We start from the raw sequence: 12,823 nt of genomic DNA, 5'->3' as shown, positions 1-12,823 counted from the left end.
CACGCTACGCGAACGAAGGCAGAATAAGTTTGGCAAGGTGTGGGAGCAATCGAAGGTCACGACGCGATTGGTTGTGATACCAAGTTGTCTTCAAAAACGTAACAATTTCGTGCTGAGCGAAATGCCTTACAGCAAGACATCTCAGAGGTTTTTTTGCTACTACTCAAAATGACGCTTCGGAGCGCAACTTGGTATGAGCTATTTCAATTGGATTTGGCAGCACAGTCGTTTCAAGACAACCGCTGCTCAACGAGCAAATTTAGCCGATCGCTGTTGGAGTTGGCACGATATTGCAATTTGCCCCACAATTATTTGACGCACAATCTTGCATTGTCGGATCGATTGCCAAACAATTGTTGAAGCACTCACGCTTATCATCAAGTGAAATTGGACAGGTTGTCGGGTTTTGTGACCAGAGCCATTTCACCAATGCCTTTCAACGTCCGATAAAACTTACTCCTCGTCAGTACCGTAATCAGCAATAGACTGAACAAACAGAACGGAATTTTGCAACGATTTGAGCGCAATTCTACAAGACATTCGCATCCGGCTTCTCTGGCGCATCGAGGTCTTTAGCAATCTACAAAGCTTCTGGTTTAGATCGACATTCCTCAGTCCAGCAGCCGTGTTTGAACCAGGTGAACGAACGGGCAAATTTCGAGTAGGTAGTAAGCAATTGTTGTTGAATGAGCAGGGTGAAAGCTATATTTCTGCGGAAGATTACGCGATCGCTCTGCTGGGTGAGGTTGAAAATCCCCAACATCTGCACCAGCAAATGACCATCGTTCAGTATGTAAAATAGCAAACAGATTCAATCAAGATTCAAATTTTTCATCTGGACAGAAATTTCAGTCGCATCTCTTCTTGATGTAAAGTCTAATGACTTTCAGAAATTCGTATAAAACAGGTGAAACGTTCTCCAACAGCCATACCACTGCTACTTCGACTTGCGGAGTTACACCCTGTAGCGGTTTGTAGACAACACCTGCTCGTTGCAGATTTTGTAGTGAGGCTGGAACCAAGGCAATTCCCATTTTTGCTGAAACCAGTCCAATAATCGTCTGCATTTGAACCGCCTTCTGCATTACCTTAGGGCTAAAGTTTGCCTGGTGACAGAAGCTCACGATCTGGTCATAGAGACCTGGTCCAAGATGGCGCGGAAACAAGATGAAGGATTCATCAGCGAGTGCATTAATCGAGATTGTGGTTTCATTTACGAGTGGGTGTGTTTCAGGCAGAGCTACAACCAGTGGTTCTCGCAAAATTGATTCTAATGCGAGGCGATCGTCCTTCAGCGGTGGATGACAAAAGCCAACTTCGATCTGATGATTTTGCAATGCCTCCTCCTGTTGAGTAGTGGTCAATTCCTGCAATACCAGATTCACTTGCGGAAATTGTTCGCGATATTGAGACAGAATCGCGGGCAAAATGTCATAAACAACGGTACTGGTAAATCCAATCATCAAAGTTCCGCTCTCGCCGCTGCCTGCTCGTTGAGTATCGCTTACCGCCTGTTCTACTTGAGTTAGAATCCGGTAAGTTGCCTGCAATAAGACTTGTCCTGCCTCGGTTAACTGAACCTGACGCTTCGTGCGTCGATGGAATAGTTCGACCCCTAATTCTGTTTCCAATTGTTTGATCTGCTGACTAAGTGGGGGTTGAGCGATATGCAACCGTTCGGCTGCCCGATTGAAATGCAGTTCTTCGGCAACCGCTACAAAATAACGCAGGTGACGCAGTTCCATTTTTGATATGTTTCTCGTCTTAAATCCATCAAATCATATATTGGACATCCCTAAAAACGCTTTCTATACTCCAAGAATAATCAATCATGAGCATTCACGAGGACGAAAGTATGCAAGAGAATTTGAGAAGCCAGAAGATTACCCAGGGTTTACAGCGATCGCCTAACCGCGCCCTGCTGCGAGCTGTTGGGTTTAAGGATACCGATTTCACCAAGCCGATTGTGGGAATCGCGAGTGCTCACAGTACGATCACGCCCTGCAACATGGGAATTGCCCCTCTAGCAACAGAAGCCGAAGCCGGGATTCGAGCAGCCGAGGCGATGCCTCAACTATTTGGCACGATCACGGTCAGTGATGGCATTTCAATGGGCACTGAAGGGATGAAATATTCGCTGGTATCCCGCGATGTGATTGCAGACTCGATCGAAACGGCTTGCAACGCTCAAAGCATGGATGGAGTGCTGGCGATCGGCGGCTGCGATAAAAATATGCCCGGTGCGATGATCGCGATCGCACGCATGAATATTCCAGCCATTTTTGTCTACGGTGGCACGATTAAACCAGGTCATCTAGAGGGTCAAGATTTGACGTTAGTCAGTTCCTTTGAAGCCGTTGGGCAATACAGTGCAGGCAGAATTGATGAGGCGATGCTCTATGCCGTCGAGCGCAATGCCTGTCCAGGATCGGGTTCCTGTGGCGGCATGTTTACGGCGAACACGATGTCGGCTGCTTTTGAGGCGATGGGCATGAGTTTGATGTATTCGTCCACAATGTCTACGATCGCCCCAGAAAAAGCAGCAAACACGGCACTGGCAGGAAAAGTATTAGTGGAAGCGATCCGCCAGCAGATCTTGCCACGAGATATTATTACGCGCCAATCGATCGAAAATGCTGTTTCAGTTGTGATGGCGGTTGGGGGTTCCACCAATGCTGTTTTACATTTTCTGGCGATCGCTCATGCGGCTGAAGTACCGTGGACGATTGATGATTTTGAAACCATTCGGGAACGAGTTCCGGTGCTATGTGACCTCAAACCATCGGGGCGTTATGTGGCGACCGATCTTCATGCGGTAGGCGGCATCCCCCAAGTGATGAAAATGCTGCTGGCACAGAATTTGCTGCACGGTGATTGTTTGACGATTACGGGAGACACGATCGCAGAACGTCTCAAAGACATTCCTAAAGCACCCCCTGCCGACCAGGATGTGATTCGTTCCTGGAGGCATCCCATCTATGCTCAAGGTCATTTGGCGATACTCAAAGGTAATTTGGCAATAGAAGGAGCCGTTGCTAAAATCACGGGCGTGAAAAATCCTAAAATGACTGGACTAGCACGAGTGTTTGAATCTGAGGAAGCCTGCCTGGATGCCATTCTTGCAGGCAAAATTAACGCAGGCGATATCATTGTGATTCGTTATGAAGGACCCAAAGGTGGACCGGGAATGCGAGAAATGTTGGCTCCGACTTCAGCAATTATTGGTGCGGGCTTAGGTGACTCCGTTGGGCTGATCACCGATGGACGTTTTTCGGGTGGGACGTATGGCATGGTCGTCGGTCATGTTGCACCGGAGGCATTTGTGGGTGGAACCATTGCCCTGGTGCAGGAAGGGGATGAAATTACCATCGATGTCCCAGCGAGATCGCTGCATCTACATGTGTCAGAGACAGAACTTGAACAGCGCCGTGCGATCTGGAAACCACCTTTGCCACGCTACACAAGAGGTGTACTTGCCAAGTATGCCAAATTGGTTTCAACGAGTAGTTTAGGTGCGGTGACAGATTTAGTATAGGTCACTGCCGGAGTATTCAGCGAACCATCATTCCTGATATTTGGGGTGGTTGCGGAGCGATTTATGAATTTTCTTCCACCGCTCCTTCTCTGCCAGGGCTGCCCGTTGATCTTGCTTGCGAGTCAGATAGTGCAGTTCCCGCTGCAATTTCTGATAGTTTAGGAAACGCCCTTGGTCAAGGTGTCCGTCAACCAGTGCCTGTTGCACGGCGCAACCGGGTTCTTGTTGGTGTTGGCAATCGCGAAAATGACACTGCTGCGCCAATGTTTCAATCTCTGGAAAGGTTTCTGGCAATCCCTCTGTGCCTGACCATACCTGAAGTTCTCGCATTCCTGGTGTGTCGATCATCAACGCACCAGACGGGAGCAGAATCAACTGGCGATGCGTGGTTGTATGTTTCCCGCGATCGTCTCCTTGGCGAACGGCTTGTACTGTTTGAATTGGCTCACCGTTCAGTTGATTCGCGATCGTGGATTTTCCCACACCTGACGATCCCAGTAGAGCGATCGTTTGACCGGATTGCAGATAGGGTTGGAGGGCATCCATTCCCTGTTGTTGTGCGGCACTCAAAGCAATGACTGGAACACCAATGGCGATCGCTTCGACTGCTGCCACCTGTTGTGCAACCTGCAAACAAAGATCTGCCTTATTCAACACAATCACCGGATTGGCACCACTTTCCCATGCCAGAATCAAATAGCGTTCAATCCGTCTCAGGTTCAAATCGCCATCCAGTCCGGAAACAAGAAATACGGTATCGACATTGGCAGCAATCACCTGTTCCTCAGTTTTACTGCCTGCAACTTTGCGAGAAAATTTGCTCATGCGCGGCAAGATTGCGTGAATGGTGGCGCGATGGTCTGTGGGTCTGGACTGAATCACGACCCAGTCTCCAACGGCTGGGAAGTCTTGAAGGTCAGTAGTTTGATGTCTGAGCTTGCCAGAAACTTCCGCCAATTGCTCACCCTGCTCGGTGTAAAGCAGGTACGTCTGGCGATATTCAACAGCAACTCGACCGACTGCAAATGTTTGTTCGCAGTAGGGTTTCAAGCTGTGAGCATAGCGATCGCTCCAGCCTAATTGTTCTAAATTCATTGGATTTCCTTTCTGTGATAACTTGTGCGCTGCAAGGTTCACAGAAGAGTCCGCATCATCTTGCCGAAATGGTGCAGGAGTGAACGAGACTTCCTGTGTCTTGCGATTGAAGGGTGAGCGTCTTTGCCGTGACGCGATCGGCTAACAATACAGTCATCGTCCACCTCCTTGAGAAGTTCTACAGAAAAACTCCACCCTCACCTTAACTAATTCCTGATTTTCTGAATCAATTTTGCTGTAAATTTTGGCTTCGATTTGGTAAGCGGCTCCGCAGCTTTGCAGCAATTCGTAATTCGTAGAATGTCTTACACTGACTTCTTGAATGCCTGGTGCAATGGAGCTTGAGGATATGACGACTAATCAACCTGTTCCGGTAGATAGCGAAATTGAAGCCATCCTAGAACAACGCATCGATCAGGAGAAACAAAGTGTTGGGATTGTCGTAGGAGTGATTGATGAGAGAGGAGATCGTATCATTACCTATGGGAATCAGGCTCAGACGAATTTCTGTCCAGTGGATGGCAACACCCTGTTTGAAATTGGTTCAATTACCAAAGTGTTTACGGCGCTAGAGCTGGCGAATCTGGTAAAACAAGGCACTCTCAACTTGGACGATCGCATCTCCACGCTTCTGCCTGACGCTGTGAAAGTACCCACTCACAATGGTCAAGAAATTTCCTTGCTGAATTTAGCAACCCATACATCTGGGCTGCCCCGTTTACCCGATAACTTTGCCCCAGCGGATATAAGTAATCCCTATGTCGATTACTCCGTCGAACAGTTGTATACGTTTCTATCCAGCTACCCATTGCCACGGGACATTGGCAGTCAGTACGAATATTCAAATCTAGGCGCAGGGTTGCTGGGGCATCTTCTCAGCCTTAAAACAGGCATGGATTACGAAACGCTCATTACAACCCAGATTACTCAACCGCTGCAAATGAGTGATACGAGCATTCAACTGACTACAGAGCAACATGCTCGATTTGCAACCGGACATAATCTCCTCGGTCAACCCGTTCCTTACTGGGATTTGTCAACCCTGGCAGGTGCAGGAGCCTTGCGAGCTACCGCAAACGATTTGCTCAAATTCCTGGCAGCAAATTTACAGCTTGGATCTTCCCCGTTAAATCCAATCCTCCAGAAAACTCATGTGGTTCAAGCGCCAACGGAAACACTCGGAATGGCGATCGCCCTGGGTTGGCACATCTTGAATCATCATGAGACGGAAATTATCTTTCATGACGGTGGCACAGGTGGATTTCGCAGCTTTTTGGGGTTTGTGAAACAGAAGCGATTAGGAATTGTCGTGCTATCGAATTCAGAGAATGATGTCAATGATATTGGCTTGCATCTGCTGGAACCCCGTTATCCTTTGGCTAAACATCATCCCCCCAAACAACGTCAGGCAATCCCTGTTGATCCCAACCTGTTTGATGCCTATGTGGGACGCTATGAAATCGCTTCAGACTTTATCCTCACCATTACAAAAGAACGCGATCTATTCTATGCTCAAGCCACTGGTCAATCTCAGGTTGAGTTATTTGCAGAAACAGAGACTCAATTTTTCATTACCGAAGTCGATGCTCAAATTACCTTCATTCGAGATTCGCAAGGTCCTGTGAAGCACTTGCTTCTGCATCAGGCAGGACAAGAAATAACAGCCCCAAAATTGAATTAGCATACAGGATCATGATGGGAGGAAAGGCGTTGAGTGAAGCCACAGTTTCGATGATTCAAGCCAAGCGAGATCCGGCACTGAAGGCGATCGTGCAAAAAAGAATCCCGCTGTTCTACAGTCAAGGAGCCGATTTAGCGAACGATCGTCCCGCCCATGTTCGCGCCGGTTCCAGCCTCAGTTGGTTGGGCGATAAACTTGCTCTAGTTCAAGATGATGCCAACTTTCTGGTGTTCATTGATCCAGACAGCCTGACCGTTGAGGCAATCACCCTTGCTGCGGGAGAAGCAGGAGTGCGGCAGTTTGATGACTTGCGCGGTAACAAACGCTTTAAGTTGGACTTAGAAGCCTGTACCACAGTTCCAACTCCAAATGGCGACTTATTTCTGGCGTTTGGCTCTGGCTCAATGGCACAACGGGAGCAAATTTTAATGGTGCAGGCATCTGACCCAACCACCCCAACATTGAAACAGGCAAGTGCTTTGTATGCCCAACTGCGAGCCTACACTTCGTTTTCCGGCAGCGAACTCAATATTGAAGGAGCCATTTTTCAGGAGGGTCAACTTCGGTTATTCAATCGTGGCAATGGCAAGCCTGACGATAATCTGTTGCCAGTGAATGCGACGGTTGATTTGAACTGGGACAGCTTTTTAGCGTATTTGGACATTCCAGAGCATCACCAACCCCCAGCATTGCAGCACATCTGTCAGTATGATTTGGGCAACTTGCATGGTCTGAACTTGAGTTTTACCGATGAGATCGCGACTCAAAAAGGCATTATTTTCTCAGCAGCGGCAGAGGATTCGCCGGATGTCACCTTAGATGGCAGGGTCACAGGTTCAGTATTAGGTATCCTCGATACAAACCCACGCTGAATTGAGCTTCGCACACCGGATGGTTCCCTGTTTACCGAAAAAGTTGAAGGGATTTGTGCCTTCAGAAATGGGGAAAACCGTTTATGGGTTGTGATTGATGCCGATAATCCAAAGTTACCCTGCGAACTGTGCGAGGTTGAATTCATCGCTGCATGACAAATATCTCCAGTACTAACAGTATCGCAACCATTTAGCTTACCAATCGGCGATCGCTGTGAGATATTAGCTATCTTGCTGCAATCGCTCCGTAGCAATCCTGTTAAGTGAGCTTTACATTTCCAACCGTCTATCGCCATACCATTGACTCAATTCCTGCTCAATTCTGTTAAGAATGGCGATCGCTTCCATGATTGATGTTGCATCAGGAGTCAACAACGCAAACACCGACTCAACTTGTCGTTGATAGTCCGATGGACAGAGCGCAAAGCGGTTAGCAAGTGCCACTGCACCTTTCTCATTTAATAGGTACGTTTCATTGAGGGTGAAGAGTACCTGATTCATACAAGCTACACTGCGAAAACAACAGCCTGCGGCATAGGCAACATCACCTCGTGCAACTGCCTTTTGAGCAACGAACAGGGAAAAACTGATTTCCCAGGCAAACTTATCAATTGTTGCCCCTTTAAGGCTAACCGGATAGAGCGTTGTCTTAGCTTTCAAAGCAGCTAAAATGCCATTTGGATCGTGAAGCGGCAGACAAAGGGCGACTTCACCCATGTAGATCGAGGACACAAAGCCGTGGGGGTGTCCAGGCTGATAATCAATTGTAATTTGTCCGGTATGGCAGTCATGAATGACCTGATTGACCTGAGCTACATCACGGTAGAGGAAATCGACAGGAACACCATCTACCTTGAGCCAGCCACCACCATTCATCCACTTTCCCCATTCACCAATTGGAGTAATGAGATTCGTGCGATGGTCGTCGTCCACTTCGGAGGCAAGGTGGTTGAGAGCAATCAGATCAGGTGGATTCTCTGGCTGGTAATAAATTCCCAGATCCACATCTGACTTGGGTGTATGGTTGCCTTGTGCCCTTGAACCGCCCAGAGCGATCGCGACAATTCCTTCAATTGACTGCAAGCGATCAATAACGCGAGGAATGAACCGGGGCAATTGCTCATCCATATTGACCCATTCCCATCACTCATTCAAATCTTTGGCTGACGCTTTGATTTTGGTGGCGTTCGGTGTGCGCTAAAGCATTTTTCACTGCGATCTCGTAGCCACACCCTTAGCTGTTGTGGAATTTTCTCCTTTTGCTCCTGCGTCAGGGTGTCATAAAGGGCTAGGGCGCGTTCTCGCTCTCCTCGACAGGCAGCATTGTTATGAGCATCCCAATAGCTGCGGGCAACTCGAATCCGCCGACACACTTCTTTGACCAGTGCCTCTCCCATGAGGGTTTTTTCCTGCTTTGCCATCGTTCCATCCAACTGTCTTGACTCCAATCCTAGCCTACAGAATCACAGGTTCACGGTTATGGTCATCCCAGCCTGACGTAACCGTTCTGCCAGCACATCTCCTAACCCGGTGGCTGGTGTGAGGATGCCTCCTCTCGCCTGTCCATCGGTTAGTTCATCGGTTTGTAGTGCCAGACTCAATGCCGATTCACAGACAAATTTGACCGTTGCTCGATTGCCAGGGTCGCCCTGATCTCGAATGATTCCGCGCACCTTGCGCCCATCGACAGCGGTACCCACCAGTTCACAGGAGAACCACCCCTCGTTCATCGTTTGTTCAGAGGGACCTTCGCCAGGTTGGGGTAGGAAGGGTTGCAGCAGTCCGCGCACTTGGGATTGTTGTAGAACTCCCATGAACAGTCCCAGTCCGGCAGTCACACCGATTGCCTTCAACCATGCCAGGGGTGGGTCAAACTTGAGATACTCTTGATAAGTGAAGTCGGCTCCATATGGTTCCTGCCACTCCTGGTACAAAGCACTACTACGACGGACGATGCGAGTATTGACAACTCCCATGAAAAAGGGAGCAACCCAGGTGTTGAGGTCGGCAACAAAGGAGGGGGCTTGTGGGTCACGATCGCGCTCAGCTTCGGCATGAGAATGAGCGGTCGAGGGATTCAGCAGGAATGGTTCATTCATCTGAGTTGCGTCTGGAGAATCGTAAAGATTGAACGCCGATGCCAGAGTGCCACCGTTAAATCCACCAAATGCTTGAAAATAGGCATTCACTTGCTGACAGGGCACACCCAATTCTCGTTGCAGGTAACGAACGACCAGGTAAGTCCCAAGATCCGATGGAACCGAATCGAAGCCACAACAGGGAATAATGCGCGTGCCATCGGTAGCAGCTTGAGCATGATAGCGATCGATCAAGGTTTTGACCCAGGGCGTTTCTCCACTGATATCGACATAATGAGTTCTGAGCCGAACACAAGCATCGACTAGGGCATTGGCATAGAGGGCAAAGGGTCCAGCCGTGTTGAGGATTACTCGTGCTTGAGAAACGATCGCATCGATCGCCTGCTGATCCTGACTATCGGCAACCAGCACATCTACGGTTATGCCAACCTCATCTCGAACAGCCTCTAACCTCTGGCGATTTCGTCCCGCGATCGCCCATCGCACTAATTCAGGAGCAGCATGGTTAGCAAAATATTGCACCGTCTGCTTGCCAACGAAACCACTGGCACCGTAGAGGACAATATCATAGGGGCGATCGGACATGACAGAATCACTCCTGATAATAGAGATACACTTGTACTCTAACGAATGATTGAAGTTTTCATGGCAACTTACTTGATTACGGGTGCCAATCGAGGCATTGGTTACGAATACTGCCGTCAACTGCAAGCGCGGGGAGAGACCGTCATTGCGGTTTGTCGTAGTGTCTCCCAGGAATTGCAGCAGCTAGGCATACAGGTGGAGGAGGGGATTGACATTACCTCCGATGCTTCAGTGGCAGATTTGCAAAGTCGCTTGGGGGAGAGGGCAATTGATGTGTTGATTAACAATGCGGGTATCATTCAGCGGGTGACGCTGGAGAACCTTGACTTTGACAGCATTCGAGAACAGTTTGAGATCAACGCTTTGGGTGCTTTACGGATGACTCATGCACTTCTGCCCAATCTCAAATCAGGCTCTAAAATTGTGCTAATGACTAGTCGGATGGGGTCGATCGCCGACAATACTTCTGGCAGTTCCTACGGCTACCGCATGTCGAAGGTAGCATTGTCGATGGCGGGTAAATCATTGGCTCACGATCTGAAACCGCGCGGGATTGCCGTGGCAATTCTTCATCCCGGTTTAGTGCAAACTCGCATGACAAACTTTACAGCAAATGGCATTACGCCAGAGGAGTCTGTTAAGGGATTACTGGCTCGGATTGACCAGTTAACGCTGGAGAACACAGGCACCTTCTGGCACGCCAATGGTGAAGCGCTGCCGTGGTGAGGTTAGAGCTTACGTCCAACTCCGAAAGAAGGTGTTTTCCTGCCAGGTCGTTGCAGTGCGTTGCTCGATCTCTGCCATTTCAGATTTCACCAATGGCTTAAAGGCACGGGCAACGGTGACATTGTGTTCCAGTTGAGCCACCGTTTCAGCCGCAATGACACAGCAATGCACGCCTAGTAGCGACAAGGTGTAGCCCATTGCCTGATGCATTCCCGCTAATGCCCCAGGTCTAAGTAATCAGTAGGCGCTTGCTCGATCGCTCCAAGTCTCGCCAAGCACCATCGCGATCGCGGGCATCGGTTTTGCTGGCAAGAAAAATCCGCTGACGATGAGCGGGTAACACTTTGCCCAAGTAGTCTTCACTGGGACTGTAATTGGCGGCGGTATCAAAGTAGCGAATGCCCAACGCCAAGGCTCGTTCAACTATGGAAACGGCAGCAGCCTCCGAGTTTTGCCATGATAGCGGCGTTTGACCAGCACCCCCTAATCCCAGAATCAGAACCTTGATGCCGGTCTGTCCCAATTCCCGCTCTGGCATAGAACCGGAGGGCGGAGTTTGAGCGGAGTTGGCAGAACCACCCGTCGAGTTCTCTCTGAGGGCATGACTGCCGACAATGCCGCCTGCGATCGCGAAACTTGTGGCTAAAAAAGTGCGCCGAGTTTGGGGGGGGCATGAGCTGCTGAAATACTCCCATTCACAAATGGTTGTGTCTAAGCTAACGTAGCTGCAACCAGATAGGCATTAACAATAGGGTTGTTGAAGCATCACAACATTTCTAGTGGAACCGGTTTAGTAGGTGGTGGAAAAGCAGCATTCAGGGCTGCCAGTTCTTCAGCAGTCAATTTCAAATCCAGGGCAGCGCGGTTTTGCTCTACATGCTCAATGCGGCTGGACTTGGGAATTACGATTACGTTTTCTTGATGCAATAACCAGGCGACTGCCACTTGCGCTGCTGTCACTCCACGACCTTGAGCGATCGTTTTCAAGGTCTGGTTGTTGAGCAACTGTCCTTGTTCAATGGGGGAGTACGCCATGATGGGAATCTCTTGCTGCCGACACCAGGGTAACAAGTTCAACTCAATTCCCCGTCGCATCAGGTTGTAGAGTACCTGATTTGTGGCAATCGTGTTCCCACCCTTCAAATGGATTGCTTCCTGCATATCTTCGGTGTCAAAATTGCTCACGCCATAGCTGCGGATTTTCCCTGTTTGTTGAAGGGTCTGAAAAGTGTCCAATGTCTCTGACAACGGTACAGAACCACGCCAATGCAGCAGGTACAGATCCAGATAGTCAGTTTGCAGTCGTTTAAGACTGCGCTCACAGGCAGCAATTGCTCCTTTTTTAGAGGCGTTATGCGGATAGACTTTGCTGACCAAAAAGACTTCAGACCGGCGATTAGTGATCGCTTGAGCAATCACCTCTTCGGCTCCACCTTCTCCATACATTTCGGCAGTATCAATCAAAGAGAGTCCCAGATCCAAGCCGTGACGCAAGGCATTAATTTCAGTCTGTCGATTGCTGGCATTCTCGCCCATTCTCCAGGTGCCCATGCCAAGCACAGGAACGGTTTGTCCAGAGTGTAGTTGCAGCGATCGCATGAGTGTAATCCTTTTAGGCTACTGTCGAGAGCGCATTTCTTGCTGGCGCATCGGCATTGTATCAATTGTGCGAAATAACATTGCCAGATCAATAGGAGTTCGACTGCGTTGTTTTTCTGTCCCGTCTTTGCCAATTAAAACTACCGCAAACTCTTCAACAGGAACTCCAAATTGTCGCCTGAGCCTGTCCGCTGATGCTGGGCTAAGGAATTTCCCATCAACTCGACTCTCTCCTGTTCCCAACACTTCCACCAACTTGAGGTCCCGATCTCCTACACCAGCTCGATCCGCCTGCCACATTTGTACTTGTTGTTGGTAATTAGGTGTGCGATCTGAAGGCGCAAAGATCAGCACAATTCGATGCTGCCATTGGTAGTCACTCAGTTTAAATTCAACCGTCTGCGAACGACCAGAAGTTGAATCAACACTGGTTGTTGAGAGTCCAGCATAAGCAGGGATAGGTGAATCACTCATTGAGGTGAGAGGCTGACTGTAGACACAGTCTTGTAAAAGGGGCAGAAGAACAAGAACCGCTAGAAACTGCATTGCTTAGATAGTTGTCCCTGAAAAACTATCCAGATAGGAAGGGATAAGGGATTCAAGGCATCGAGAAGGGTGTAAAATTGCCAGA

The 12,823-nt window shown here is 49.0% G+C and carries 15 protein-coding genes and 1 pseudogene; 7 read left to right on the top strand and 9 right to left on the bottom strand.

Annotated elements, in window-relative coordinates; genetic code table 11:
* Nucleotides 1-193: 193 nt before the first annotated feature.
* The 3 genes and pseudogenes from AB3R30_RS25870 to AB3R30_RS25860 form a co-directional block, all read left to right on the top strand.
* Nucleotides 194-316: pseudogene (locus tag AB3R30_RS25870) on the top strand (IS1 family transposase); the annotation flags it as partial.
* Complete coding sequence (locus tag AB3R30_RS25865; RefSeq protein ID WP_458652091.1) at nucleotides 291-485, top strand: helix-turn-helix domain-containing protein; 195 nt, start codon at nucleotides 291-293, stop codon at nucleotides 483-485. The pseudogene AB3R30_RS25870 and the gene AB3R30_RS25865, both read left to right, overlap by 26 nt.
* A gap of 32 nt (nucleotides 486-517) precedes the next feature.
* The gene (locus tag AB3R30_RS25860; RefSeq protein ID WP_171576439.1) at nucleotides 518-802 is read left to right on the top strand and encodes an NAD(P)-dependent oxidoreductase; all 285 of its coding nucleotides are present in this window, start codon (nucleotides 518-520) and stop codon (nucleotides 800-802) included.
* Between the two features lie 46 nt (nucleotides 803-848).
* On the opposite strand, the gene AB3R30_RS25855 is transcribed toward AB3R30_RS25860, so the two are convergent.
* The gene (locus AB3R30_RS25855) at nucleotides 849-1,745 is read right to left on the bottom strand and encodes a LysR family transcriptional regulator (protein WP_458652090.1); all 897 of its coding nucleotides are present in this window, start codon (nucleotides 1,743-1,745) and stop codon (nucleotides 849-851) included.
* Nucleotides 1,746-1,831: 86 nt separating this feature from the next.
* Here AB3R30_RS25855 and ilvD point away from each other — a divergent pair, with 86 nt between their 5' ends.
* Entirely contained in the window at nucleotides 1,832-3,535 is a 1,704-nt protein-coding gene (gene ilvD, locus AB3R30_RS25850) for a dihydroxy-acid dehydratase (protein ID WP_458652089.1), read from the top strand.
* A gap of 27 nt (nucleotides 3,536-3,562) precedes the next feature.
* Here the strand turns inward: ilvD and rsgA are convergent, their stop codons facing one another.
* A complete protein-coding gene (gene rsgA / locus AB3R30_RS25845; RefSeq protein WP_458652088.1) occupies nucleotides 3,563-4,630 on the bottom strand; it encodes a ribosome small subunit-dependent GTPase A in 1,068 nt (355 codons plus the stop codon).
* Between the two features lie 349 nt (nucleotides 4,631-4,979).
* Here rsgA and AB3R30_RS25840 point away from each other — a divergent pair, with 349 nt between their 5' ends.
* Complete coding sequence (locus tag AB3R30_RS25840) at nucleotides 4,980-6,311, top strand: serine hydrolase (protein WP_458652087.1); 1,332 nt, start codon at nucleotides 4,980-4,982, stop codon at nucleotides 6,309-6,311.
* Between the two features lie 11 nt (nucleotides 6,312-6,322).
* Nucleotides 6,323-7,183: a DUF6929 family protein gene (locus AB3R30_RS25835; protein ID WP_458652086.1), complete on the top strand. Its 861-nt coding sequence runs from the start codon at nucleotides 6,323-6,325 to the stop codon at nucleotides 7,181-7,183.
* A 270-nt stretch (nucleotides 7,184-7,453) separates the two neighbouring features.
* On the opposite strand, the gene AB3R30_RS25830 is transcribed toward AB3R30_RS25835, so the two are convergent.
* Genes AB3R30_RS25830 through AB3R30_RS25820 form a run of 3 tightly spaced genes read right to left on the bottom strand, consistent with a single transcriptional unit; the run spans nucleotide 7,454 to nucleotide 9,867 of the window.
* Nucleotides 7,454-8,311: a nucleotidyltransferase domain-containing protein gene (locus AB3R30_RS25830; RefSeq protein ID WP_458652085.1), complete on the bottom strand. Its 858-nt coding sequence runs from the start codon at nucleotides 8,309-8,311 to the stop codon at nucleotides 7,454-7,456.
* 23 nt (nucleotides 8,312-8,334) lie between these two features.
* On the bottom strand, nucleotides 8,335-8,604 hold the full coding sequence (locus AB3R30_RS25825; protein WP_458652084.1) for a Precorrin-3B methylase: 270 nt from the start codon (nucleotides 8,602-8,604) through the stop codon (nucleotides 8,335-8,337).
* Between the two features lie 42 nt (nucleotides 8,605-8,646).
* Entirely contained in the window at nucleotides 8,647-9,867 is a 1,221-nt protein-coding gene (locus AB3R30_RS25820) for a saccharopine dehydrogenase family protein (protein WP_458652083.1), read from the bottom strand.
* 60 nt (nucleotides 9,868-9,927) lie between these two features.
* Between AB3R30_RS25820 and AB3R30_RS25815 the strand changes: the two genes are divergently transcribed.
* Nucleotides 9,928-10,593, top strand: coding sequence for an SDR family oxidoreductase (locus AB3R30_RS25815; RefSeq protein WP_458652082.1), 666 nt, complete (start codon nucleotides 9,928-9,930; stop codon nucleotides 10,591-10,593).
* A 9-nt stretch (nucleotides 10,594-10,602) separates the two neighbouring features.
* Here AB3R30_RS25815 and AB3R30_RS25810 read toward each other — a convergent pair whose 3' ends face one another.
* The 4 genes from AB3R30_RS25810 to AB3R30_RS25795 form a co-directional block, all read right to left on the bottom strand.
* Nucleotides 10,603-10,803, bottom strand: a complete 201-nt coding sequence (locus tag AB3R30_RS25810) for a hypothetical protein (RefSeq protein WP_458652081.1) — start codon at nucleotides 10,801-10,803, stop codon at nucleotides 10,603-10,605.
* Nucleotides 10,804-10,822: 19 nt separating this feature from the next.
* A complete protein-coding gene (locus AB3R30_RS25805) occupies nucleotides 10,823-11,131 on the bottom strand; it encodes an aldo/keto reductase (protein ID WP_458652080.1) in 309 nt (102 codons plus the stop codon).
* Nucleotides 11,132-11,358: 227 nt separating this feature from the next.
* On the bottom strand, nucleotides 11,359-12,192 hold the full coding sequence (locus AB3R30_RS25800) for an aldo/keto reductase (protein ID WP_458652079.1): 834 nt from the start codon (nucleotides 12,190-12,192) through the stop codon (nucleotides 11,359-11,361).
* 18 nt (nucleotides 12,193-12,210) lie between these two features.
* Nucleotides 12,211-12,666 carry a DUF4174 domain-containing protein gene (locus AB3R30_RS25795; RefSeq protein ID WP_458652078.1) on the bottom strand — a complete coding sequence of 152 codons (456 nt, stop codon included), beginning with the start codon at nucleotides 12,664-12,666 and terminating at the stop codon, nucleotides 12,211-12,213.
* Nucleotides 12,667-12,823 lie beyond the last annotated feature (157 nt).

It is taken from the genome of Sivoneniella epilithica UHCC 1019 (assembly GCF_040830845.1).
GTDB lineage: Bacteria > Cyanobacteriota > Cyanobacteriia > Leptolyngbyales > Leptolyngbyaceae > ULC077BIN1.
This window is presented reverse-complemented; position numbering and strand designations above follow the sequence as displayed.

Bases quoted from the DNA above. Each gene is read 5' to 3' on its own strand.
- AB3R30_RS25835 (WP_458652086.1), top strand. From the start codon at position 6,323: ATGATGGGAGGAAAGGCGTTGAGTGAAGCCACAGTTTCGATGATTCAA.
- rsgA (WP_458652088.1), bottom strand. From the start codon at position 4,630: ATGAATTTAGAACAATTAGGCTGGAGCGATCGCTATGCTCACAGCTTG.
- ilvD (WP_458652089.1), top strand. From the start codon at position 1,832: ATGAGCATTCACGAGGACGAAAGTATGCAAGAGAATTTGAGAAGCCAG.
- AB3R30_RS25810 (WP_458652081.1), bottom strand. From the start codon at position 10,803: ATGCATCAGGCAATGGGCTACACCTTGTCGCTACTAGGCGTGCATTGC.
- AB3R30_RS25820 (WP_458652083.1), bottom strand. From the start codon at position 9,867: ATGTCCGATCGCCCCTATGATATTGTCCTCTACGGTGCCAGTGGTTTC.
- AB3R30_RS25795 (WP_458652078.1), bottom strand. From the start codon at position 12,666: ATGAGTGATTCACCTATCCCTGCTTATGCTGGACTCTCAACAACCAGT.
- AB3R30_RS25800 (WP_458652079.1), bottom strand. From the start codon at position 12,192: ATGCGATCGCTGCAACTACACTCTGGACAAACCGTTCCTGTGCTTGGC.
- AB3R30_RS25815 (WP_458652082.1), top strand. From the start codon at position 9,928: ATGGCAACTTACTTGATTACGGGTGCCAATCGAGGCATTGGTTACGAA.
- AB3R30_RS25840 (WP_458652087.1), top strand. From the start codon at position 4,980: ATGACGACTAATCAACCTGTTCCGGTAGATAGCGAAATTGAAGCCATC.
- AB3R30_RS25830 (WP_458652085.1), bottom strand. From the start codon at position 8,311: ATGGATGAGCAATTGCCCCGGTTCATTCCTCGCGTTATTGATCGCTTG.
- AB3R30_RS25825 (WP_458652084.1), bottom strand. From the start codon at position 8,604: ATGGCAAAGCAGGAAAAAACCCTCATGGGAGAGGCACTGGTCAAAGAA.
- AB3R30_RS25805 (WP_458652080.1), bottom strand. From the start codon at position 11,131: ATGCCAGAGCGGGAATTGGGACAGACCGGCATCAAGGTTCTGATTCTG.
- AB3R30_RS25855 (WP_458652090.1), bottom strand. From the start codon at position 1,745: ATGGAACTGCGTCACCTGCGTTATTTTGTAGCGGTTGCCGAAGAACTG.